At 65.9% G+C, this 22,069-nt stretch carries 24 protein-coding genes and 1 riboswitch; of the genes, 14 read left to right on the forward strand and 10 right to left on the reverse strand.

All coding sequences use genetic code 11. The features are described 5' to 3' along the window. Positions 1 to 6 precede the first annotated feature (6 nt). The gene (locus QN347_RS04110) at positions 7 to 834 is read left to right on the forward strand and encodes a ParB/RepB/Spo0J family partition protein (RefSeq protein WP_416194514.1); all 828 of its coding nucleotides are present in this window, start codon (positions 7 to 9) and stop codon (positions 832 to 834) included. Between the two features lie 43 nt (positions 835 to 877). Here the strand turns inward: QN347_RS04110 and thiC are convergent, their stop codons facing one another. The 6 genes from thiC to QN347_RS04140 form a co-directional block, all read right to left on the reverse strand. Further along, entirely contained in the window at positions 878 to 2,794 is a 1,917-nt protein-coding gene (thiC, locus tag QN347_RS04115) for a phosphomethylpyrimidine synthase ThiC (protein WP_322161565.1), read from the reverse strand. A 40-nt stretch (positions 2,795 to 2,834) separates the two neighbouring features. After that, positions 2,835 to 2,945: riboswitch (TPP riboswitch) on the reverse strand. Positions 2,946 to 2,975: 30 nt separating this feature from the next. Beyond that, the gene (locus QN347_RS04120) at positions 2,976 to 4,016 is read right to left on the reverse strand and encodes a ferritin-like domain-containing protein (protein ID WP_322161567.1); all 1,041 of its coding nucleotides are present in this window, start codon (positions 4,014 to 4,016) and stop codon (positions 2,976 to 2,978) included. 57 nt (positions 4,017 to 4,073) lie between these two features. Continuing rightward, positions 4,074 to 5,099, reverse strand: coding sequence for a ferritin-like domain-containing protein (locus QN347_RS04125; RefSeq protein ID WP_322161568.1), 1,026 nt, complete (start codon positions 5,097 to 5,099; stop codon positions 4,074 to 4,076). 189 nt (positions 5,100 to 5,288) lie between these two features. Then, positions 5,289 to 6,164 (reverse strand): MipA/OmpV family protein, encoded by an 876-nt coding sequence (locus QN347_RS04130; protein ID WP_322161569.1) that lies wholly within the window; start codon positions 6,162 to 6,164, stop codon positions 5,289 to 5,291. A gap of 70 nt (positions 6,165 to 6,234) precedes the next feature. Beyond that, the gene (locus tag QN347_RS04135) at positions 6,235 to 6,672 is read right to left on the reverse strand and encodes a DUF2141 domain-containing protein (protein WP_322161570.1); all 438 of its coding nucleotides are present in this window, start codon (positions 6,670 to 6,672) and stop codon (positions 6,235 to 6,237) included. Then, on the reverse strand, positions 6,596 to 7,393 hold the full coding sequence (locus tag QN347_RS04140; protein ID WP_322161572.1) for a sterol desaturase family protein: 798 nt from the start codon (positions 7,391 to 7,393) through the stop codon (positions 6,596 to 6,598). The genes QN347_RS04135 and QN347_RS04140 overlap by 77 nt, the downstream gene beginning before the upstream one ends. Before the next feature lie 126 nt (positions 7,394 to 7,519). On the opposite strand from QN347_RS04140, the gene crtY reads away from it, so the two are divergent. The 5 genes from crtY to QN347_RS04165 are packed head-to-tail and all read left to right on the forward strand — an operon-like array spanning position 7,520 to position 12,056. Then, positions 7,520 to 8,722, forward strand: coding sequence for a lycopene beta-cyclase CrtY (crtY, locus tag QN347_RS04145; protein ID WP_133191298.1), 1,203 nt, complete (start codon positions 7,520 to 7,522; stop codon positions 8,720 to 8,722). After that, positions 8,719 to 10,224 (forward strand): phytoene desaturase, encoded by a 1,506-nt coding sequence (locus QN347_RS04150; protein WP_322161574.1) that lies wholly within the window; start codon positions 8,719 to 8,721, stop codon positions 10,222 to 10,224. Before crtY ends, QN347_RS04150 begins: the two co-directional genes overlap by 4 nt. Position 10,225: 1 nt before the next feature. After that, positions 10,226 to 10,807, forward strand: coding sequence for a TIGR00730 family Rossman fold protein (locus QN347_RS04155; protein ID WP_133191300.1), 582 nt, complete (start codon positions 10,226 to 10,228; stop codon positions 10,805 to 10,807). After that, positions 10,804 to 11,784, forward strand: a complete 981-nt coding sequence (locus QN347_RS04160; protein ID WP_322161577.1) for a phytoene/squalene synthase family protein — start codon at positions 10,804 to 10,806, stop codon at positions 11,782 to 11,784. The genes QN347_RS04155 and QN347_RS04160 overlap by 4 nt, the downstream gene beginning before the upstream one ends. A gap of 56 nt (positions 11,785 to 11,840) precedes the next feature. Next, positions 11,841 to 12,056 carry a hypothetical protein gene (locus tag QN347_RS04165; RefSeq protein WP_322161579.1) on the forward strand — a complete coding sequence of 72 codons (216 nt, stop codon included), beginning with the start codon at positions 11,841 to 11,843 and terminating at the stop codon, positions 12,054 to 12,056. Between the two features lie 7 nt (positions 12,057 to 12,063). Here QN347_RS04165 and QN347_RS04170 read toward each other — a convergent pair whose 3' ends face one another. Next, on the reverse strand, positions 12,064 to 12,444 hold the full coding sequence (locus QN347_RS04170) for a hypothetical protein (protein ID WP_323493972.1): 381 nt from the start codon (positions 12,442 to 12,444) through the stop codon (positions 12,064 to 12,066). 81 nt (positions 12,445 to 12,525) lie between these two features. Continuing rightward, the gene (locus QN347_RS04175) at positions 12,526 to 12,756 is read right to left on the reverse strand and encodes a hypothetical protein (protein WP_133191303.1); all 231 of its coding nucleotides are present in this window, start codon (positions 12,754 to 12,756) and stop codon (positions 12,526 to 12,528) included. Positions 12,757 to 12,850: 94 nt separating this feature from the next. Here QN347_RS04175 and QN347_RS04180 point away from each other — a divergent pair, with 94 nt between their 5' ends. Beyond that, positions 12,851 to 14,674, forward strand: coding sequence for an ABC transporter ATP-binding protein/permease (locus tag QN347_RS04180; protein ID WP_322161583.1), 1,824 nt, complete (start codon positions 12,851 to 12,853; stop codon positions 14,672 to 14,674). Between the two features lie 3 nt (positions 14,675 to 14,677). Here the strand turns inward: QN347_RS04180 and QN347_RS04185 are convergent, their stop codons facing one another. Both QN347_RS04185 and QN347_RS04190 read right to left on the reverse strand, forming a co-directional pair. Beyond that, the gene (locus QN347_RS04185) at positions 14,678 to 15,586 is read right to left on the reverse strand and encodes a hypothetical protein (protein WP_322161585.1); all 909 of its coding nucleotides are present in this window, start codon (positions 15,584 to 15,586) and stop codon (positions 14,678 to 14,680) included. Between the two features lie 67 nt (positions 15,587 to 15,653). Continuing rightward, positions 15,654 to 15,923: a GNAT family N-acetyltransferase gene (locus tag QN347_RS04190; RefSeq protein ID WP_133191305.1), complete on the reverse strand. Its 270-nt coding sequence runs from the start codon at positions 15,921 to 15,923 to the stop codon at positions 15,654 to 15,656. A 128-nt stretch (positions 15,924 to 16,051) separates the two neighbouring features. Here QN347_RS04190 and QN347_RS04195 point away from each other — a divergent pair, with 128 nt between their 5' ends. The 7 genes from QN347_RS04195 to QN347_RS04225 all read left to right on the forward strand — a co-directional run bounded on the left by QN347_RS04195 (position 16,052) and on the right by QN347_RS04225 (position 22,058). Beyond that, entirely contained in the window at positions 16,052 to 16,282 is a 231-nt protein-coding gene (locus tag QN347_RS04195) for an antitoxin MazE-like protein (protein ID WP_322161588.1), read from the forward strand. Between the two features lie 9 nt (positions 16,283 to 16,291). Further along, a complete protein-coding gene (locus QN347_RS04200) occupies positions 16,292 to 16,618 on the forward strand; it encodes a type II toxin-antitoxin system PemK/MazF family toxin (RefSeq protein WP_322161590.1) in 327 nt (108 codons plus the stop codon). Then, on the forward strand, positions 16,619 to 18,385 hold the full coding sequence (gene recQ / locus QN347_RS04205; protein ID WP_322161592.1) for a DNA helicase RecQ: 1,767 nt from the start codon (positions 16,619 to 16,621) through the stop codon (positions 18,383 to 18,385). A 263-nt stretch (positions 18,386 to 18,648) separates the two neighbouring features. Then, entirely contained in the window at positions 18,649 to 19,083 is a 435-nt protein-coding gene (locus tag QN347_RS04210) for a TIGR01244 family sulfur transferase (protein WP_322161594.1), read from the forward strand. 10 nt (positions 19,084 to 19,093) lie between these two features. Beyond that, on the forward strand, positions 19,094 to 19,495 hold the full coding sequence (locus QN347_RS04215; RefSeq protein ID WP_322161596.1) for a hypothetical protein: 402 nt from the start codon (positions 19,094 to 19,096) through the stop codon (positions 19,493 to 19,495). 58 nt (positions 19,496 to 19,553) lie between these two features. Continuing rightward, positions 19,554 to 20,447 carry a sterol desaturase family protein gene (locus QN347_RS04220; RefSeq protein WP_322161599.1) on the forward strand — a complete coding sequence of 298 codons (894 nt, stop codon included), beginning with the start codon at positions 19,554 to 19,556 and terminating at the stop codon, positions 20,445 to 20,447. Positions 20,448 to 20,471: 24 nt separating this feature from the next. Beyond that, positions 20,472 to 22,058: a GMC family oxidoreductase gene (locus tag QN347_RS04225; protein ID WP_322161601.1), complete on the forward strand. Its 1,587-nt coding sequence runs from the start codon at positions 20,472 to 20,474 to the stop codon at positions 22,056 to 22,058. The last annotated feature ends 11 nt before the right edge of the window (positions 22,059 to 22,069 follow it).

A 22,069-nucleotide genomic window follows, 5' to 3' on the forward strand; every position in this document is an offset into this window, starting at 1 on the left:
GCCTTGATGGGGGATTTGGCGCGCGAAGAGCCCGTCGGCGAGGGCAAGGAGAATGCCTCGCCGGGTGTGCGCTCGCTTCCCGTCGGCTCGCTGACGCCGCATCCGGGCCAGCCGCGGCGGCACTTCGACGAAGCCGCACTCGAGGAACTCGCGCAATCGATCGCGCTGCGCGGCGTGTTGCAGCCAATCGTCGTGCGGCCGCACGGCACCGGCTATCAGATCGTCGCGGGCGAACGCCGCTGGCGGGCTGCGCAGCGTGCGCGGCTGCACGAGGTGCCGGTCATCGTGCGGGCGTTCGACGATACCGAGACGCTCGAAGTCGCGCTCGTCGAGAATATCCAGCGGCAAGACCTCAATGCGATCGAAGAGGCCGAAGCGTATCATCGCTTGATCGAGGATTTCGGTCACACGCAGGAAGCGCTAGGCAAGCTGGTCAACAAGTCGCGCAGCCACATCGCCAATCTGCTGCGTCTGCTCGAATTGCCAACCCCGGTGCAGGAACGCGTCGTCAACGGCGCGCTGACGATGGGGCATGCGCGCGCGCTGATCGGTGCGCCCGATGTCGAGACGCTGGCGGACCAGGTCGTGGCACGCGGTCTCTCGGTGCGCGATACCGAACGTATGGCGCGCGCTGCCAAGCCCGCGCCGCGCGGCCAGCGCGACAGCGAGGGGCGCGATCCCGATCTCGCGGCGCTCGAGCATCAGCTGGCCGATCTGCTGGGCTTGTCGGTGCGTGTCGCGCACAGCGCCAAGGGGGGCACGCTGACGCTGTCCTATTCGACGCTCGACCAGCTCGACATGGTGTGCCAGCGGCTGACCGGAGAGCGTATCTAATACGCGTCCGGCGGACGCTTGGGGCATCCGCCGGACGGGCACCTTACTCGGTCGCGGGCAGGTAGAGCTCGCTGCCCTTTGCTTTGAACGTGGCGCTCATTTCAGCCATGCCCGCCTCGGCCTGCACACCGCGTGCGAACGCGGCGCGGTCGGCGTCGGCCGCATCGACCGGCGGCGTTGCGGCGAGGAAGCCGTCCGCCGGCTGGTTCTGCTTCGCCGCAAAATCGCGCACTTCCTGCGTAATCTTCATCGAGCAGAATTTCGGCCCGCACATCGAACAGAAATGCGCTGTCTTGGCGCCCTCCGCGGGGAGCGTCTCGTCGTGGTAGAGCTCTGCCGTATCGGGATCGAGCGACAGGTTGAACTGGTCGCGCCAGCGGAATTCGAAGCGCGCGCGGCTGACCGCATCGTCGCGCATCTTGGCGGCGGGATGGCCCTTGGCGAGATCGGCGGCGTGCGCGGCAAGCTTGTAGGTCACCACGCCGACCTTGACGTCGTCGCGATCGGGGAGTCCGAGATGCTCCTTCGGCGTGACATAGCAGAGCATCGCGGTGCCATACCACCCGATCATCGCCGCGCCGATCCCGCTGGTGATATGGTCGTAGCCCGGCGCGATATCGGTGGTGAGCGGCCCGAGCGTATAGAAGGGCGCCTCGCCGCACACTTCGAGCTGCTTTTCCATATTCTCTTTGATCTTGTGCATCGGCACATGGCCGGGGCCTTCGATCATCACTTGGACGTCGCTCTTCCAGGCGCGGTGGGTGAGTTCGCCGAGCGTGTAGAGCTCGCTGAACTGCGCTTCGTCGTTGGCGTCGGCAATCGAGCCAGGACGCAGGCCGTCGCCGAGCGAGTAGGCGATGTCATACGCCTTCATGATCTCGGTGATCTCGTCGAAGCGCTCGTAGAGGAAGCTCTCCTTGTGGTGCGCGAGGCACCATTTCGCCATGATCGATCCGCCGCGCGAGACGATCCCGGTAACGCGCTTCGCGGTCATCGGGATATAGGCAAGCCGCACGCCGGCATGGATCGTGAAGTAATCGACGCCCTGCTCGGCCTGTTCGATGAGCGTATCGCGGAAGATCTCCCAGGTCAGGTCCTCGGCAACGCCGCCGACCTTTTCGAGCGCCTGGTAGATCGGCACGGTGCCGATCGGCACGGGGCTGTTGCGCAGAATCCATTCGCGCGTGTCGTGGATGTGGCGACCGGTCGACAAGTCCATCACCGTGTCGGCGCCCCAGCGGATCGACCAGACCATCTTGTCGACCTCGGCCGCGACGTTGCTCGCAACGGCGGAGTTGCCGATATTGGCGTTGATCTTGACCAGGAAGTTGCGCCCGATCGCCATCGGTTCGGATTCGGGATGGTTGATGTTGTTGGGGATGATCGCCCGCCCCCGCGCGATTTCGTCGCGGACGAACTCGGGCGTCACGTAATCGGGGATCGATGCGCCGAAGTCCTGGCCGTCGCGGATCAGCTTTTCCCTGGCGGCAGCGCGCCCGAGATTCTCGCGGATCGCGACATATTCCATTTCGGGGGTGATGATGCCGCGTCGCGCATAGTGCATCTGGCTGACATTGGCGCCGGGCTTGGCGCGCAGCGGGCGTTTAACGACATTGGGATATTGCGGTACGCCAGCCGAACGATCGGGGCCGCTCAAGCCATTGTCTTCGGGGCGAATTTCGCGCGCAGTGTATTCCTCGACGTCGCCGCGTGCGAGAATCCAGTCGCGCCGCAGCGTCGGCAAGCCGACGTGGATATCGATCCGCGCTTTGGGGTCGGTATAGGGCCCCGACGTGTCGTAAACGCGTAGCGGCGGCTCGCCACACGATGGTTCGAGCAGGATCTCACGCATCGCGACGCCTGGCCCGGGAATCGCTGCCGAGGGCACGTAGATCTTGCGCGAGCCACGGATCGGGCCGGTCGTTACGCCGATTTCGGTACGCGCGGGGATATCTGCCATGCTCTTCGCTCCAAAATCGCAAGGAGCAAAGACGGTTTCCGGGCGGCCACCGCTCCCTCCCTACGCCCGTATTAACGGGATCAGGTTGATGCGGGTCGGGGGCTCGTGCCCCCCTCTCAGCCGCCGATCAGCAGCCCCCCGGGGAATGGCGTCAGTCTAGGCGCTCGCGCGCGGCGTGCAACTAGTTTGCGGCGCTGGTGCGGATGTTGCCGTTGAGACCATTGGGGAAGAAGCCCCCGCCGACCACGGCGTTCTTGTTGAGATAGACGACGTTGAGCACCTGGCCCGCTGTACGGCCATAGACGAGCCCATTGGCATCGACCGGAACGAGGTTCGACGTCGTCGCGGTGCCGGTAATACCCTGATCGATGTCGCTCGTACCATCAAGGCTATCGCGCGCGTCGCTGATCAGCCCGGCATTGACGCGCAGGCTCGGGGTGGCGAGGCCCTTCGAATAGAGCACGGTGCGGATCAGGCCGGCGTGGTACGCCTCGGTCGCGAGGATGCCCGCAGCGGCATCGAGCAGCAACGTCGTGTTGATCGTCTGCGCAGCGCCCTTGTATGCGGTCACGCCGACATCTTCGAAGATGAACGCACCGAGCAGGAAGTTCTCGTCGCTGGCGTAAGGGTCGAAGGTGCCGTTGACGCGATCGACGACGCCATTGGTGGTTGCGATCCCGGCGGCGCGCGCGGCGGCCGAGAAGGCGCCGTTGGGGCCACCATCGATGTTGATCGAGGGCATCGCAACTGCCGCAGCACCGAGTGCCGAACGCAGGAAGGCGACATGGGCGACTTCGTCGGCGGCGATCTCGACCGCATATTGCTGGACGATCGGATCGGTGAAAGTGACCTTGCGGCCGCCCGTCACGGTGCCCTGGACGGTCTGGTTGCCATCGCCTTTGGCGATCAACGCGTTGGGCAGCCCTGCGCCAGTGACGGCATAGCTGTAGAACTGCGCTTCGAGATATTCGAGGTTGAGCGCAAAGTTGAGCGTGTCCTGGTCTTGCAGCGTGCTGGTCGAGCTCGGGCTCGGCGTCGGCGTTGCGGTTGCCGTCGCGCCTGGATCGGTGCTCGTCGAGCCGCTGCCGCCGCAGGCCGACAGCAGCGATGCGCCGCCAACGGCCAGCGAAGCGACGCCCGCGCTGCGCAGGAAATTACGGCGCTCGGCGCGGCGGCGTTCGCCGGCGTCGAGAACCTGCAAGAGGATGTCGCTATCGATCACTGGGGGAACTCCCGTTCGGGCAAGCTGGAAGGCGTCAGGCTGAAGGTATCGGGCGGCTCAATTCGCGGTGCTGGTCACGATGGTGCCATTGAGTCCATTGGGGAAGAAGCCCCCCTTCGCGACAGCCAGACTGTTGAGGTAGACGATATTGAGCACGTTCCCGGTCGAGCGGCCATAGGCGATGCCGTCGAGCCCGGTGGGGACTATGTTCGATGCCGTCAGGCCGTTGAGCGCGGCGAACTGGCTGTTCGCGACGACTGCCGAGGCAATGCCCTGATCGTCGTCCGAGGTCCCGTCGAGCTTGTCGCGAACGTCGGAGATCGCGCCCGCCGCAGTGCGCAGCGACGGCGTCGCCAGGCCCTTGCTGTACAGCACGGTGCGGATGATCGAGGCATGATAGGCCTCCGCGGCGAGGATGCCCGCCGCCGCGTCGATATAGGCCTTGGTCGTCAGCAGCGAGGCCGCGCCCTTATAGGCGGTGACGCCGACATCTTCGAACAGGAAGGCGGCAAGCAGGAAGTTCTGGTCGTTGGCGTAAGGGTCGAATGTGCCGTTGACGTTGTCGACCGCGCCGCTTGCATTGGTCGCGAGGCCGGCGGCGCGCGCAGCGACCGTGAAGGCGCTCGTGGCGGTGCTGCCGATGTCGATCGCGGGCTGCGCGACGGCGACGGTGCCAAGCTGGCTGCGAAGGAAGGCGACGTGCTGCGTTTCGTCACCGGCGATTTCGCGCGCATATTGCGCGACGAGCGGATCGCTGAAGCTGACCTGGCGGCCACCCGTGACCGTTCCCTGCGTCGTCGTGCTGGCGCTGCCCGGGGTGAGCTGGCTGTTGGGCAAGCCCGAACCGAAGACGGCGTAGGAATAGAATTGCGCCTCGAGATATTCGAGGTTGAGCGCAAAATTGAGGATGTCGGTTTCCGACGTCGCCTGCGCCGATGCGCTGGTCCCGACCGCGACGGCGGCGGCGCCGACTGCGGCGACGGCACCGGCTCCAAGGGCTGTGCGGAAGAATTCGCGGCGCTCATTCCGACGGTCGGCGCGGGCTTCGAGGCGCTCGATCAGCTGGTCTTCGGTGTCGGTCATTGGGGCGAACCCTTTTGCTGGAAACGCTATAGTGCGGCGCTGGCGTGGCACCTCGCGCGCGACGGCGCAAGACCCGAATAGCTGGAGAGTCGGCCATTCCCGACGATCCGCGCGCAAACGAAAACCCGCCGTGGAATCACGAGTTGTGTTCCACGGCGGATCCTGAACCTGCGCTGAATTGCGCCGGGGTTAGAAGGTGTAAGCAAGCCCGACGGCGCCCAGCCACTGGTTGGGCGAGCCGGCGATGCGAACGATCGGGGCGTAGGAGAAGTCCCCCAGCGACCGCGAATAGGTACCGCCGGCGACGACCTTGACGCCGTGGAGCAAATTGCCGGTCAGCGAATAGGTCGCAAAACCGCCGACCGAATAGTTCTTCCAGCCCGAGCGTGCCGCGTACGTCGGAAGGCCGCTCGCGAGGCTCTGCGTTGGCGTGATGCTGAAATAGGTGTCGGCATAGCCCTGCCCGACATGCTGTGCCGAGGCGAGGATGCCGACCGCGGCCTTGCGGCTGAGTGGCGTCAGATAGGTGAAGCTCGGCTGCCAGATCCCGCTATTGTGCGCGCCGGTCACGCCCTTGCGATAGCTGACCGAGACCGAAATCTTGTCATACGGGCTGGTGATCACGCCGGTCTTGCCGATGCCGATATAGCCACCGAGCTCGAGCGCGGTGCTGCGCTTGCCGAGTGCGCGGACGCGGACGTCGTCGATGTTCTTGATGCTCGAGCGGTCGAAATTGATCACGCCGATCGGACCGAATTGCAGATCGATCGACTGGCCCGGGCGGTTCGGGATCAGATCGATGCTGGCACGGTTGCCGATCACCGAGAAGTTGAAGCCCTTGACCGAGCCGATCGCGGCGGGCGCCGGCACGAAGCGATACTCGTTCGAGCCGTCATAATCGGGAAGATAGGCGCCACCGATGCCGACCGTGACCGAGTCCTTGTTGAAGTCGGCGGCGATCTGGTCGTTGTCCGCCGGGGCGGGCGGCGCGCTTTGGGCAAACGCCGGGGCCGCACTGGCGATCAGCAGGGTGGCGGCGGATATAAGAAAGCGACGATCGATCACGGGGTAGCTCCAGAATCTAAGGATTTGGGGCCGTAACGCTCGCGCAACGCTTTGGGTCCGAAAATGTAGACTAGAGCAGATAACGCATTTTGATCTGTTGCCGATCTGCATCACCTGTCAGCGTGAAGCGGGCCGCAGCAAAGCGCGGCGGGCCAAAGCTCAATGCGGGATTGCGAGAAAAACCAAAGCCTTCGCGCGGAATCCCGGCGAAGGTGTCGAGCTTGCGGTTGTTGTTCTCGTCATGGATCACCGCGACGGCATAATCGCCGTGCGCCAGCCCATCGAAGCGCAAGCTGCCGGCTGTCGCGGGTATGGAGCGCGTCACGGCCTGAGCATCGTCGATGCACGCGGGGAAGTTCTGCGGGTCGGCGGTCAGGCAGACGCGGACCGATCCCTTGTGCGACCGCAGATTGGTGAGATCGACCGACAGGTCACTCGTTGCCACCGCCCCCGGCAGCGCCAGCAACACCACCGCCGACGCGCCGCCGACGCACGCGAGCCTGCGCATGCGCTTTGACAAAATCGCCGACACCTTTGTCGGTGCCGCAGAGCCGATCCCAGAAACGGAAATAGAGACCATAATTTCCTCGATAGAGATCGTGGTGCCGTTGGTGATGGCTGGCGGTGATCAGCCATGCCCCCAATGGTCCATTCCACATGAACCGGGGAAAGACTTCCCAACCCATATGATTGGTAACCCCCATAACCGTCATGATCGCGAGGACCAAGCCGAGGCAGCCAATATTGATGGGAATAAGGAAGACAAGTAGCGGAATTATCACAGCGCCGGTGATCGCCTCGATCGGATGGAACGCCATCGCCGCCCACGCTGTCGGCGGGCGGCTGTCGTGATGCACCGCATGCGCGAGCTTGAACGCGCGCGGCGTGTGCATCCAGCGATGCGTCCAATAAAACCATGTGTCGTGCGCGATCAGGTACAGCAGCACCGACACCGGCGCATACCATAAGGGGTAGCTGTGCAAATCGGTGTAGATCCGCGTCCAGCCGAGATTCTGCCATCCCCACGCGACGACGCCCGCCGGCACGCCGTAAATCACCGCCGAGGCAAGGCTCCAGCCAATCTCGCGACGGATCTGCGGCGTAAGGCCGTCGTAGAGGCCGGGATGCCTGACGCGCGTTGCCGCGGCGAATGCGCCTGAGACGATCAGATAGCGCACGCCGACGATCAGCGACATGACGAGCGTGGCGGCGAGGATCGCGAGCAACATTCCTGCGGTGTAGCGCAGCCGGCCCCGCAAGTCAGGGAGATTCGCCGCACCGGCCAGCGTCTGCGGCGTGTCCCACGATCGCCCGCCGCGCTTGCACCTTGCCACATTTCGGCTATCGCAATGGCTATGCCAGAGACTCTCTCCTGCGACATCGCCATCGTCGGTGGCGGGCTTGCCGGTGGGTTGATCGCCCTGGCGCTCGCCAAGCAGCGGCCCGAGCTCGACGTACGGATCGTCGAGCGATCCGATCGCTTCGGTGGCAACCATCTCTGGTCGTTCTTCGCCAGCGACGTGCGCGATGCCGATCGCTGGATCGTCGCGCCGCTCGTCAGTTATGGCTGGAAAAGCTATGACATTGCCTTTCCGGCGCACCGCCGGACGCTCGACAGCGCCTATTATTCGATCGAATCCGAGCGGCTCGATGCGACGCTGCGCGCCGAATTGCCGGCACACAGGCTGATGACCGGTCGCAAGGTGCTCGCGGCGGGACCGACCGCAGTGGTGTTCGCCGACGGCGACCGGCTTGAGGCCAAGGGCGTGATCGACACGCGCGGGCCGGGCGATCTCGGGCTGCTCGATCTGGGCTGGCAGAAGTTTGTCGGGATCGAGTTCGAGCTGGATACGCCGCACGGGCTCACGCGTCCGATCGTGATGGACGCGACGGTCGAGCAGATCGACGGCTATCGCTTCGTCTACACGCTGCCGCTGTCGCCGACCCGGCTGTTCATCGAAGACACCTATTACAGCGACACCCCCGATCTGTACCGGCCGCAACCCGGCAGCGGCAACAACGCCGACCCGATCGCCGATCGCGTACGCGCCTATGCCGCGGCGCATGGCTGGGCGACGCATACGGTCATCCGCGAGGAATCGGGCGTCCTGCCAGTGACGATGGGCGGCGATTTCGAGGCCTATTGGCAGTCTGGCGGCAACAAGGTCGCCAAGGCCGGGATGCGTGCGGGACTGTTTCACCCGACGACCGGCTATTCGCTACCCGATGCGGTACGGCTCGCCGCGCTGATCGCTACGGCGCGCGACCTGTCGGGCGAGGGACTGCATACGCTGACGCATGCCTATGCAAAACGGACGTGGCAGGCGCGCGGCTTCTACCGTATGCTCGACAAGATGCTCTTTCGTGCCGCCGAGCCCGAGGAACGCTATCGTGTTCTCGAACGCTTTTACCGGCTCGACCAGCGCCTGGTGCGGCGCTTTTATGCAGGACGCTCGACGATGATGGACAAGGCACGGATCCTGACCGGCAAGCCGCCGGTACCGATCAGCCGCGCTTTGCGCGCGATCGGCGTGCTGCCGGGCGGGGTGAAGGCATGAGCTCGCATCCGGTGCGCGCACCGGCGCGGACCGCGATCGTCATCGGCGCCGGGTTTGGCGGGCTGGCGCTCGCGATCCGGCTGCAATCGGCGGGGATCGAGACGACGCTGCTCGAGGCGCGCGACAAGGCCGGGGGCCGCGCCTACGTCTGGGAGAAAGACGGCTTCGTGTTCGACGCGGGGCCGACCGTCATCACAGATCCGCCGTGCCTGCAGGAATTGTGGGCGCTGACCGGGCGCGACATGGCCGACGACGTGACGCTCGCGCCCGTCATGCCGTTCTACCGGCTCAATTGGCCCGACGGCACGGTGTTCGATTATTCGAACGACGAGCCCGCGCTCAATGCCGAGATCGCCAAGCTCAACCCCGACGATGTCGCGGGCTATGCCAAGTTCCTCGACTATGCGGCCGGCGTCTATGAAGAGGGCTATCGCAAGCTCGGCCATGTCGCGTTTCTCGACTTCGCCGCAATGATCAAGGCAGCGCCGGCGCTCGCCAAATATCAGGCGTGGCGTTCGGTCTATTCGATCGTGTCGTCCTACGTGAAGGACGAGCATCTCCGCCAGGCGCTGTCGTTCCATACGCTGCTCGTCGGCGGCAACCCGATGAACACATCCGCGATCTACGCGCTGATCCACAAGCTCGAGAAAGACGGCGGCGTGTGGTTCGCGATGGGCGGCACCAGCAAGCTGATCGACGCGATGGTCACGCATTTCGAACGGCTCGGCGGCGTGCTGCGACTGGGCGACGCCGCGGTCGACATCGCGACGCTCGGCGACCGCGCGACCGGCGTTACCACCGCGAGCGGCTGGCACCAGGATGCCGACATGGTCGCGTGCAATGGCGACGTGATGCACATCTATCGCGATCTGCTCAAATCCTCGCGCAGTGCGCAGCGCACCAGGAAGGCACTCGCGCGCAAGCGTTATTCGCCCTCGCTGTTCGTCGTCCATTTCGGGATCACGGGCACGTGGCCGGGGATCCCGCACCACACGATCCTGTTCGGGCCGCGCTATAAGGGGCTACTCAGCGACATTTACGATCACGGCGTGCTGCCCGAGGATTTCTCGCTCTATCTCCACCACCCTACCGTCACCGATCCGTCGATGGCGCCCGAGGGGCATTCGACCTTCTATGCGCTCGCGCCGGTGCCGCACATGGGCAAGTTCCCGGTCGATTGGGACGAGATCGGGCCGATCCTCGAAAAGCGCATTCTCGACGAGATCGGGCGACGGCTGATCCCCGATATCCATTCGCGGATCGTCACCAAATTCCATTATGCGCCGAACGACTTTGCGGCCGATCTCAACGCGCATCTCGGCAGCGCCTTTTCGCTCGAGCCGCTACTGACGCAGAGCGCGTGGTTCCGCGTGCACAACCGCGACGATCATATTCCGAACCTCTATTTCGTCGGTGCCGGCACGCACCCCGGCGCCGGGATTCCCGGCGTGGTGGGCAGCGCCAAGGCGACCGCGGCGCTAATGCTGGAAGGCGAACGATAAAATGAAGCGGCTCGCGATTTATTGCGGATCGGCCACCCCGGCCGATCCCGTCTATATCGACTGCGCGCGCCAGGTCGGGCGGACGCTCGCCGAGCGCGGCATCGGCGTCGTCTATGGCGGCGGCAAGCTCGGGCTGATGGGCGCGGTCGCCGATAGCGCGCTCGAAGCCGGTGGCGAGGTGATCGGGATCATCCCGCAGGCTTTGGTCGACGCCGAGGTCGCGCATCGCGGGCTGACCGAGCTCCACGTCGTCGAGACGATGCACCAGCGCAAACAGGCGTTCACCGATCTGTCCGACGGGTTCGTCAATTTGCCCGGCGGCACCGGTACGATGGACGAATTGTGGGAAGCCCTGAGCTGGGCGCAGATCGGCTATCACGCCAAGCCCGTGGGACTGCTCAACATCGCGGGCTATTACGACCATCTCGTCGCTTTCTATCGCCATATGGGCGAGGTCGGTTTCCTGCGCCCGCAGCACCACGGCATCCTGCTGATCGACACCGCGCTCGACGGACTGCTCGACCAGATGGCCGCGCACGAGCCGATCGTGACGATCACCAAGATCGGCGCGAAAGACTTGTGAGCAACACCGCCTTGCCCAGTCGCGATGCGATCGTCGCGACCGCGCAGGAATCGATCGCGCGCGGATCAAAGAGCTTTGCCGCGGCGAGCAAGTTGTTCGATCGGCCGACGCGCGAACGCGCCTGGCTGCTCTACGCCTGGTGCCGCGCGTGCGACGATATCGCCGATGGCCAGGATCACGGCCATGACATGACCGGGGTCGACGATGGTCCCGCACGCCTCGCGGAAATCACTGCGAAGACCGACATTGCGCTCGCGGGCGAGGTTGTCGGCGATCCGGCGTTCGACGCGCTCCGGCTGTTCGCGACGGAGACCGCACTGCCCCCTGCCCTCGCGCACGATCTGATCGCGGGCTTCGCGCTCGATGCCGAAGGCTGGCGCCCGGGGAGCGAGGCCGATCTCTACCAATATTGCTACCATGTCGCGGGTGCGGTCGGGTGCATGATGGCGATCGCGATGGGGGTCGCGCCAAGCGACGAAGCCACGCTCGATCGCGCGTGCGACCTGGGGATGGCGTTCCAGCTCGCCAATATCGCGCGCGACATCGCCGAAGATGCGCGCGCCGGGCGGTGCTATTTGCCGCAGGAGTGGCTCGACGAAATGGGCCTGAGCCCCGACACGCTGCTTGCCCCCGAACATCGCGCGGCGCTTGGCGTGCTTGGCGTGCGGCTTGCGGATCTGGCGGCGGGCTACGAGGCGAGCGCACGCCACGGCACCCCGGCGCTGTCGTTTCGTTCGGCCTGGGCGGTGCTGGCGGCGGCCGACATCTATGGCGCGATCGCGCGCGGTGTCGCGGCGTTGGGGCCGCGCGCGTGGGATGGTCGCGTGACGACGTCGAGCGCGGCGAAGCTCGCGATGATCGGCAAGGCATACTTCGCGGCGCGGCGCCGCGCGCAGGCCTATCCTCCGTCGCCGCGTGATCGCTCGCTCTGGACTCGTCCGCGCAACGCTGAAGGCGGCGCTAACCCCTTTCGGTGAGACGTTCTGCACGTCTGCAAGCTTAGGTCACGGGCCTGGATAAAGGCCTTGATTCGATGACCGCGCTCTCCGTCCAGTTCGCCAAAGCCCTGTCGCGCGGACGCGTCGCACAAGCGCCCGACAGCCGCGCTTCGCTGCTCGCCGCCTTGTTGCGCAAACGCGCGACCGCGCATGTTGTCGGTGCGAAGGACCTCGAATCGTTGCTGCGCGAGCAGATCCGCTGGGCGCTGCCGATCCAGGATGGCAATGGGACGATCGACCCGGAGGGCTGACCCCCGTTTATCCGAGCAAGGGCTCACCGGGATAGGGTTTGCGGTGAGCACGCTGTGCGAGCCACGCGCCGAGCAACGGGAAGAGCACCGCGCACAGTGCCATCCACGCAGGGTGCGGCACGTTGATTTGCCCGGCGATCGCGGCGGCTAGGTAGATGGCTGTCACCAGCCACCCTCCGATCGGCCAGTCCCCGATGCGCAGGCACAACCAGACCCCGGCGAACGGGGCGATCAGCCAACCTGCCACAATGATGAGTTTCGCCGGGAGCGGGATTCCGGTGATCATCGCGAGGAGCGTCGCACGGTCGGCCGCGGCGATGTCGCCCGAAACGGGGTAAAGCGTCGCGCTAAGGCTCTCGATCGCGGCAACGAGCGCGAGCGATACCAAGCTTCCGATGATTATTGCAGTCAATTTCCGCACGGCGCGCCCCTGTCGTGCGGGCTATAGCAGGCTATCGCGCGATGGCGATCATCCGCGTGTCACGCTTGCCTTGGTTTGCGCCATGCGCTCGCCCGTTGCGCGGCACGATGCAGTCACTACGGGGTAGTCGACATCGCTGTTGCGTGCGAGCGCTGCTGGCATTGCGCGCTGGCATTCGCCGATCGAACGATATTGCACCTGTTCGACGCGCGCCTGCTGACAGGCCGAGCTGCCGTCGCCGCATCCCATGATCGCCATGACGTAGAAAAGCGGGTCCATAACCGTCTCCGTTCGTAGCAAAAACCGACGAACTGCCTTGCTTGTTCCATGAGACGCTTTCGGTCGCGCTTGACTGCGCCTACATGAAGGACAGATGCCCCCCGATACAGCCACCACCTCGACCACGCCCGAACGGCCGATGCTGCCTACGCTCCGGCGTTTCGTACCCTATCTGTGGCCGAAGGATGCGCCGGTTCTCCGGCTGCGCATCGTCGGTGCGATGCTGCTCGTCATCGCGTCGAAGGTCACGCAGGTCTATGCCAGCGCCTACACGCTGAAATGGGCGGTCGACCGGATGGCGCAGGGGGAGCGCGGCGCGGTGTGGATCGTGATCGCGCTCGTCCTCGGCTACGCTGGCGCGCGCTTCTCGACGACCTTGTTCGACAATCTGCGCAATACGGTGTTCGAGCGTGTCGGGCAGGATGCGACGCGGCGGCTTGCGGCGAGCGTGTTCCGCCATCTCCACCAATTGTCGCTGCGCTTCCATCTCGAGCGGCGGACGGGTGCGGTCACCAAGGTGGTCGAGCGCGGGACGAAGAGCATCGATACGATGCTCTATTTCATGCTGTTCAACATCGCGCCGACGGTGCTCGAACTCGTCCTCGTGCTCAACATCTTCCGCTCGAGCTTCGGCTGGGGGCTGGTTGCCGCGACCGTGGTGATGGTGGCGACCTATATCTGGTTCACGCGGATGGTGACCGATTGGCGCACCGCCTTGCGCACGCGGATGAACGATCTCGACACCGGCGCGGTCAGTCATGCGGTGGATTCGCTGCTCAATTTCGAGACGGTGAAATATTTCGGCGCGGAGGAGCGCGAGGGGAAGCGCTACGACGCGGCGATGGCGGCTTATGCCAACGCCGCGGTGACGTCTGAGAATTCGCTCGCCTGGCTCAACGTCGGGCAAGCGCTGATCACCAATGTGATGCTCGGCGGCGGAATGGCGTTCGTCGCCTGGGGCTGGGGACGTGGGGCGTTTTCGGCGGGCGACGTGGTGTTCGTCTCGACCTTGCTGTCGCAGCTATTCCGGCCGCTCGACCTGCTCGGCATGGTGTACCGCACGATTCGCCAGGGCGTGATCGACATGGGCGCGATGTTCGACTTGATCGATACGCCGTCCGAAGTGGTCGACGCGCCCGGCGCGCCGCCGCTGGTGGTGGCGCGCGGGCATGTCCGGTTCGAGAATGTCCGCTTCGGCTATGACAAGGGGATGCCGATCCTCAAGGGGATCGACCTCGATATCCCGGCGGGCAAGACGCTCGCCGTGGTCGGGCCGTCGGGCGCGGGCAAGAGCACGCTCGCGCGGTTGCTGTACCGCTTTTACGATCTCACCGGCGGGCGGATCACCGTCGACGGGCAGGACATTGCCCAGGTGACGCAGGCGTCGCTGCGCACGGCGATCGGGATCGTGCCGCAGGACACCGTGCTGTTCAACGACACGATCGGCTACAATATCGGCTATGGCCGCGAGGGTGCCGGGCAGGACGAAATCGAGACTGCCGCACGCGGGGCGGCGATCGCGGGCTTCATCGAACGCCAGCCGCAGGGCTATGGCACGCGCGTCGGCGAGCGCGGATTGAAGCTGTCGGGCGGCGAGAAGCAGCGCGTCGCGATCGCGCGGACCTTGCTCAAGAACCCGCCGGTGCTGATCCTCGACGAAGCGACGTCGGCGCTCGACAGCCGCACCGAGGGCGAGATCCTCGACACGCTCCAGGCGATCGAGCGCGGGCGCACGACGATCGTCATCGCGCATCGCCTGTCGACCGTCGTCCACGCCGACGAGATCGTCGTGCTCGAGGCGGGGCAAGTTGTCGAGCGCGGGAGCCACGCTGCGCTGCTGCGCAAGGACGGCCTCTATGCCGAGATGTGGAACCGCCAGGCGCAGGAACGCGCCGAGGAAACGCTCGCCGCGGAATAAGCGTCAGAGGCAGCTCAGCCGGATCCGCTTGGCGGGCTTGTCGAAGGTGATCGACGAGCATTGCTCGAGCGCATCACGGCCGATCGACAGGCGGTCGCGCGACGGATCGCGCTTCGCCTTGCCGGTCACGATGATCTCTTCGGGATCGGGGGTCACGTCGGCATCGCGGATGGTCGCCGCATTGCCATAGTCCGATACGCGCACGTGCAGAGCGTTCAGCGCCATCGGCCCGATCACGAACGGAGTGGTGAGCGTCATACGCCGGACCGGCCGCGCGATACCGAAGGCGATCTCGGCCTGGTCGACCGGCCCGGTCAATGCACCCCCCTGTGCCGCAGCGATGCGCTGTGCTGCGCCGGCGCTGGCGAGCGACAGGCGGTGGTGCAGGTCGAAGCGGACCTTCATCGGCACGCCGCCGACGATGATCTCGCCGAACAGCCCGCCCCAATTGCCGATCAGCGCGCCGCCGTCGACGAGCGGGAGGTCGAGCGTCCGCTCGCCAGGGCGCGGCGCATGGAGCTCGAAGCGCACCACCGGTGCAGGCAGGCCACCGGGCCCGATCACGCCATCGGCGCCGGTCGCATAGGGCGTATCGAACCAGCCGACGCGCCGCCGGATCTCCATTCCGTCGACGATCAGGTGCGTCACCGCGGTCACGCCGTGTACCCCGCTCGGGCCAACCTTGTAATGGAGACCGAACATGCCCGACTTGAGGCCGGCGCGAAGCGCATAGGGTTTCGCCAGGATCGGGAGCGCGGGGGCACCCGGGTCGATGCGCAGCGTGCCCTGCGCTCCGCCGACGCTCGCGGAGACAATGCCATCGTCGCGCACGGTATAGACGGGATCGGGTGCCGCCGCGCCGAGATCGGTCGCCAGGATCGAGCAGCCCATAAGCATGCGAAGGTGGATCATCATGGTCGGCTGCCCCGTTCGAGTTCAGCTCGATCTTGCCGCAGAATGGGGCCAAACCACGGCAGCGTCACAATAAATCGCGATATTCCGGATGCTTGTCGATATAGGCGGCGACGAACGGGCATTGCGGGATGACCTTCAACCCGCGGTCGCGCGCGCTGTCGAGCGCGGCGCGGACCAGTTTGGTCGCGGCCCCATGCCCGGCGACCGCTTTGGGCACGAGCGTGTGCGTGAAGACGATCGTATCGCCTTCCATCTGATATGCCGCGACCGCGCGGTGGCGGCCGACGGTCAGCTCGAATTCCTGCTCGGCCTTGTTGTCGCGGACTGTTTCCATGTGCGTCCGCTTGCACCGGGAACGCGCCCGCACGCAAGAACAAGGGGTAAACATCTTGTGATTCTCGGGGGGCGGCGTTACATGTAACGCTCGATGGAAGGAGTTAAGCGATGGGCATGGAGCGACCGATGACCAGCGCCGAGCGCGTCGCCAAGCGCCGCGCGGCACTCCGCGCGCAGGGGTTGCGGCCGAAGACTTTCTGGTTGCCGGACACGACGACGCCGGAGTTTCAGGAGGAAGCCCGCAAGACGCGAGAGTGGTTGTGGGCGCATGTCGAGGATGACCGCGAAGCGATGGCGTTCGCTGGCGCGATGACCGACGTCGTGCTCGAACGCCTCGACCGCGAAACAGAGCGTTAAAGCTCGATCGTGAAGCGGGGTGAAATCTGGAGTGCTGCGACGGGAAGCGGCTATGGCGGCAAGCCTCGCCCGGTCTTGGTCGTGCAGGGCGACGCTTTTGGCGATACGCCGCATCGTCTCGTGGCATTATGCCAGACCGCGAGGGGGGAGGCACGCGACCTTCGCCCGAGGGTCGTGCCCGACGCGCAGAATGGCTTTGAAACGATTTCAGACGTCGCGGTCGACATTTTGGTGACCGTGGATCACCAGCAGTTTGGCCAAGTGATCGGCCGTTTGTCCGAGACCGACATGCAGCGTGTCGATCAGGCTCTTCTTCTTATTCTTGGTTTCGCGTAAATGATCGATCCCCTCCCCGTTCTCCAATCGACCTTCGGCTTCCCGGCGTTTCGCGGCGTGCAGGGGTCGGTGGTCGAGCGCGTGCTCGCCGGCGCGCGGACGCTTGCGGTAATGCCGACCGGCGCGGGCAAGTCGCTGTGCTATCAATTGCCCGCGGTGGTGCTCGAGGGGACGTGCGTCGTCGTCTCGCCGCTGATCGCGCTGATGCACGACCAGCTGCGCGCCGCGACCGCGATCGGGATCCGCGCAGCGACGCTGACCTCGGTCGATACCGACCAAGCCGAGACGATCGCGCGCTTCCGCCGCGGCGAGCTCGACCTGCTCTATGTCGCGCCCGAGCGTGCCTCGGGCGGCGCATTCCGCGAGTTGCTCGCGCGCGCGCCGCTGGCGCTGTTCGCGATCGACGAAGCGCATTGCGTGTCCGAATGGGGGCATGATTTCCGGCCCGATTATCGCCTGCTGCGACCGCTGCTCGATGCGTTTCCGGACGTGCCGCGGCTCGCGCTGACCGCGACCGCCGACGCGGTGACGCGCGCGGATATCCTCGAGCAGCTCGGCATCCCGCACGACGGGATGATCGTTGCCGGGTTCGACCGGCCGAACATCCAGTATCGCATCTCGCCGAAGGACAATGCGACCCGCCAGATCGCCGACCTGATCGCCGAGACCCCCGGCGCAGGCGTCGTCTATCTGCAGAGCCGCGCCGGCACCGAAAAGATGGCCGAGGCGCTGAGCAAGACCGGACGACCGACGCGCGCTTATCATGCCGGGCTCGATCCGCATGTCCGCGCGAAGAACCAGGCCGATTTCGTGGCGAGCGAGGACATGGTGATGTGCGCGACGGTCGCGTTCGGAATGGGGATCGACAAGCCCGACGTGCGCTTCGTCGCCCACGCCGGGCTGCCCAAATCGATCGAGAGCTATTATCAGGAGACTGGCCGCGCGGGGCGCGATGGCGATCCTGCGGTGGCGCATCTATTCTGGGGCGCCGAGGATTTCGCGCGCGCGCGGCAGCGGATCGGCGAGGTCGAGCCGGCGCGCCAGCCGGGCGAGCGCCAGCGGCTCGCCGCCCTCGGCGCGCTGGCCGAGACCGCCGGATGCAGGCGGCGCATCCTGCTCAAGCATTTCGGCGACGACAGTCCCGAGAATTGCGGCAATTGCGACAATTGTCTCAACCCGCCCGCCGCGGTCGATGCGACGGAGGTGGCGAGGAAATTCCTCTCCGCGGTCTTTCGCACGGGCCAGAGCTTTGGCGCGGGCTATATCGAGCAAGTCCTGATGGGCCAGTCGAGCGAGCGCAGCCTGATGAACGGGCACGAGACGCTCGGCGTATTCGGGATCGCCTCTAGCCCTGAGGAAGCCGCGCTGATCAAGCCGGTCGGGCGGGCGCTGCTGCTGCGCGACGCGCTGCGCGCTAACGATTTCGGCGGGTTGGAGTTTGGCCCGGGCGCCCGCGGCATCTTGAAAGAGGGCGAACACGTCGCGCTGATCGTCCCGCCCAAGCGCGAGCGGCGGCGGCGCGGGAGCGCTGGCAGCGTGCCCAACCCGACCGGCGAACCGCTGTTCGAGGCGTTGCGCACCAAGCGCCGCGAACTCGCGCTCGAGGCGAGCGTGCCGCCTTACGTCATCTTCCACGATTCGGTGCTGCGCGAGATGGCGACGACGCGGCCTTCGTCGCTCTCGGCGATGGGGCACATCACCGGCGTCGGTGCGCGCAAGCTCGAGGCCTATGGCGAGGCGTTTCTCGGGGTCCTGCGACGGTTCTGAGCGTTCGAGTTTCACGCGAAGGCGCGAAGCGATAGGCGGCGGAATCATCACTCCCCTTCTTCGTGTCTTCGCGGCCTCGCGTGAAAATTTGTTCGCGCAGGGGCGCTGAGGCGCAGGGAAAAAGACTACGGTTTCCCGGTCGCGCGCGGGCCGTTTGATTTAACAGCGCGTTCGCCCGCCGTTTTCCCTCCGCGCCTCCGCGCCTCTGCGCGAACCAAATCTGCTGCTTCCGCCGCGCTGCCGTGCGAGCTAGAAGCAAGCCCATGACCATTCTCCGCACCATCGATCCGACCATCGCGGTCGCTCCGCAAATCTCGCCCGACGCGATGGGCGAGCTTGCCGCCGCGGGCTTCACCGCAATCGTCAACAACCGCCCCGATGGCGAGGATATGGGCCAGCCGAGCGGTGCCGAGATCGCCGCCGCTGCCGAGGCCGCTGGCCTGACCTACACCGCGATCCCGGTGACGCACGCCGGCTTCTCGCACCCGCAGATCGACGCGATGGCGGCGGTGCTGGCCGAGGCCAAGGGGCCGGTGCTGGCATACTGCCGCTCGGGAACGCGCTCGTGCAACCTCTGGGCGCTCGCGGTCGTCAAGGGCGGCATGCATCCCGATACGGCGATGACGAAAGCCGCCGCCGCCGGATACGATCTCACCGGACTTCGCCCGCTGCTCGACGCGCTTTCCACGCCGGCGTGACAGCAAGGCGATGGACTGGACGCAACTTGGACTAAGCGTCGCCGGCGTGCTCGGCCTGGCGCTGGTCGCGCGCTGGATGCGACTCGGCGAGGCGCGCATTTCGAGCAAGGCGCAAGCACGCGAGACCGCCGAGCAGATGCTTGCCGGCTTCGTCGCGCATGGGGCGCTGATCGGTACCGACGGCAATGCCGCGCTGGTCGCTGGAAACGGGGCGCTTGCGCTGCTGAAACGCCACGGTGCAAAGGTCGCCGCCCGGCGGCTGATCGCGCCATTGCGGCTCACTCAGGCGATCGAGGGTGTGCGCGTCGAGACGGGCGAACGCCAGTTCGGCGCGGTGCTGCTGTTCGGCGTGCTCGAAGCCGATGTCCGCGCGATCGAGGACAGCGTCACGCGCGGTACGACGTACCACTGACCGCCCGCGCGATATTGGCTCTTTACGGATCCCACTGACACTGGTGTAAACAGTGCGTATGGACCTGCCCGATCCCGTCCACTACGCCGTCCCCGGCTTCATCGCGCTCGTCCTTGCCGAGATGATCGTCGCACGGATCAAGGATCGCACGCGTTACGAGCCCAAGGACACGCTCGTGTCGCTTGCGCTCGGCCTCGGCAGCACCGTCGCCGGCGCGCTCTCGCTCGGACTGGTCTTCGCGCTGTCGCTCTGGGTGTGGCAATTCCGGCTCTTCGACATCGGCTATGCCTGGTATTGGTTCGTGCTCGCCTTCGTGCTCGACGATCTGTTCTATTACGTCTTCCACCGCTCGGCCCACCGCGTCCGCTGGTTCTGGGCGAGCCATGTCATCCACCATTCGAGCCAGCATTATAACCTGTCGACCGCGCTGCGGCAGACCTGGACGGGCTTTGTCTCGCTAGGCTTCATCTTCCGCCTGCCGCTGCTGTTGATCGGCTTTCCGCCGGCGATGCTGGTGTTCGTCGCGGGGCTCAACCTGATCTATCAGTTCTGGATCCACACCGAGATGATCGACCGGATGCCGCGCTGGTTCGAGGCGGTGATGAACACGCCGTCGCACCACCGCGTCCATCACGCGACCAATCCGCGCTATCTCGACACCAATTATGCCGGGGTCTTCATTGTCTGGGATCGCCTGTTCGGCACCTTCGAGCCTGAGCGCGCCGACGATCGACCGCGCTATGGGATCGTCAAGAATTTGGGCTCGTTCAATCTGTTATGGGCCGCGACGCACGAGTGGATCGGGATCGCGCAAGACGTCTGGCGGGCGCCGGGGCTTCGTGCCAAGCTCGGCTATCTGGTGATGCCGCCCGGGTGGAGCCACGACGGCAGCCGCGACACGTCCGAGACGATCAAGGCGCAGTGGCGATCGAGCGATACAAAGGCGCGCTAAAGCGCCGCGAGCAGGAGAGAGCGCGTGGAAGAAGCCGATATCGTGGTCATCGGGGGCGGTTCGGGCGGCGCGGCGGCGGCCGGGCGCTTGAGCGATGGCGGGAAATTCTCGGTCGCCTTGCTCGAGGCGGGGGGCCGCAACACGGGGCTCCGCACCCGCATTCCGGCGTTCCTCGCGTTCCAGACCGACAAGACCAACTGGAATTACGAGACCGTCCCGCAAGCCGGGCTCGGCGGCCGGCGCGGGCACCAGCCGCGCGGCAAGGGGCTCGGCGGGTCGAGCGCGATCAACGCGATGATCTATATCCGCGGCAACAAATGGGATTACGACAATTGGGCGGCGCTCGGCTGCCCCGGCTGGTCGTACGATGACGTGCTGCCGTGGTTCAAGCGCAGCGAGCATAATGTCCGTGGCGGCGACGCCTATCATGGCGGCGACGGCCCGCTGTGGGTGAGCGAGCAGCACCACGCCAATCCCGGCAGCCGCGATTTCGTCGAGGCCGGCGCGTCGCTGCAGATCCCGCGCAACGACGATTTCAACGGCGCGCGGCAGGAGGGGATCGGGCTCTATCAAGTGACGCAGAAGGGCGGCGAGCGCTGGACTTCGGCGCGCGCGTATCTCGGCGACGCGCCGACCAATCCGGCGTTGCACGTGCTCACCGGCGTGACCGTCGAGCGCGTGCTGTTCGAGGAAGGGCGTGCCTGGGGCGTCGCCTATCTGCAGGGTGGCGAGTCGAAGGTGATCCGCGCGCGCAAGGCCGTCGTGCTCGCGGCCGGCGTGTTCGGGACGCCGCAGATCCTGATGCTGTCGGGGATCGGGCCGGGGGCGCATCTGCGCGAGCAGGGCATATCGGTGCGGGTCGATCGCGCAGCGGTCGGCGCGAATCTGCAGGATCATATCGATTATGTCGCGGCCTTCGAGACGCCGGGCAAGAGCTTCGTCGGCAATTCGCTCAAGGGCAAGCTCGATATGGCGGGCGCGCTGTTTCAGTGGCTGCGCAAGCGCGAGGGGATGATGACGACGCCGTTCGCCGAGGCGGGCGCCTTCCTCACCACCGATCCGCACGCCCCCGCGCCCGACGTCCAGCTCCACTTCGTCGTCGCCGCGCTCGAGGACCACGGCCGCACGCAAGTGCCGGGGCATGGCTATTCGTGTCACGTCTGCGTGCTCCGCCCCGAAAGTCACGGCACGGTGCGGCTCGCCTCGGGCGATGCGCGCGCCGCACCGCTGATCGACCCGGCCTTCTTCAGCGATCCGCGCGACATGGCGACGATGATGCGCGGGGTACGCGCGATGTACCGCATCCTCGAGGCGCCGCCGCTGAGCGACCACCAGGGCCGCGACCGCTATCCGATCGACCTGCGCGACGACGACGCGCTCGAACGCCTGATCCGCGCGCGCGCCGACACCGTCTATCACCCGGTCGGCACCGCACGGATGGGATCGGACGATGCCGCAGTGTGCGACCCCCGACTGCGCGTGCGCGGGGTCGAGGGGCTGTACGTCGCCGATGCCTCGGTCATGCCCAAGCTCGTCTCGGGCAACACTAATGCGCCGTCGATCATGATCGGGGAACGCTGTGCCGATTTTGTCACCGCGGACCTCGCCTGATCGGCTACACC

Source organism: Sphingomonas sp. 10B4, from assembly GCF_035019905.1.
Taxonomy (GTDB): domain Bacteria; phylum Pseudomonadota; class Alphaproteobacteria; order Sphingomonadales; family Sphingomonadaceae; genus Sphingomonas; species Sphingomonas glacialis.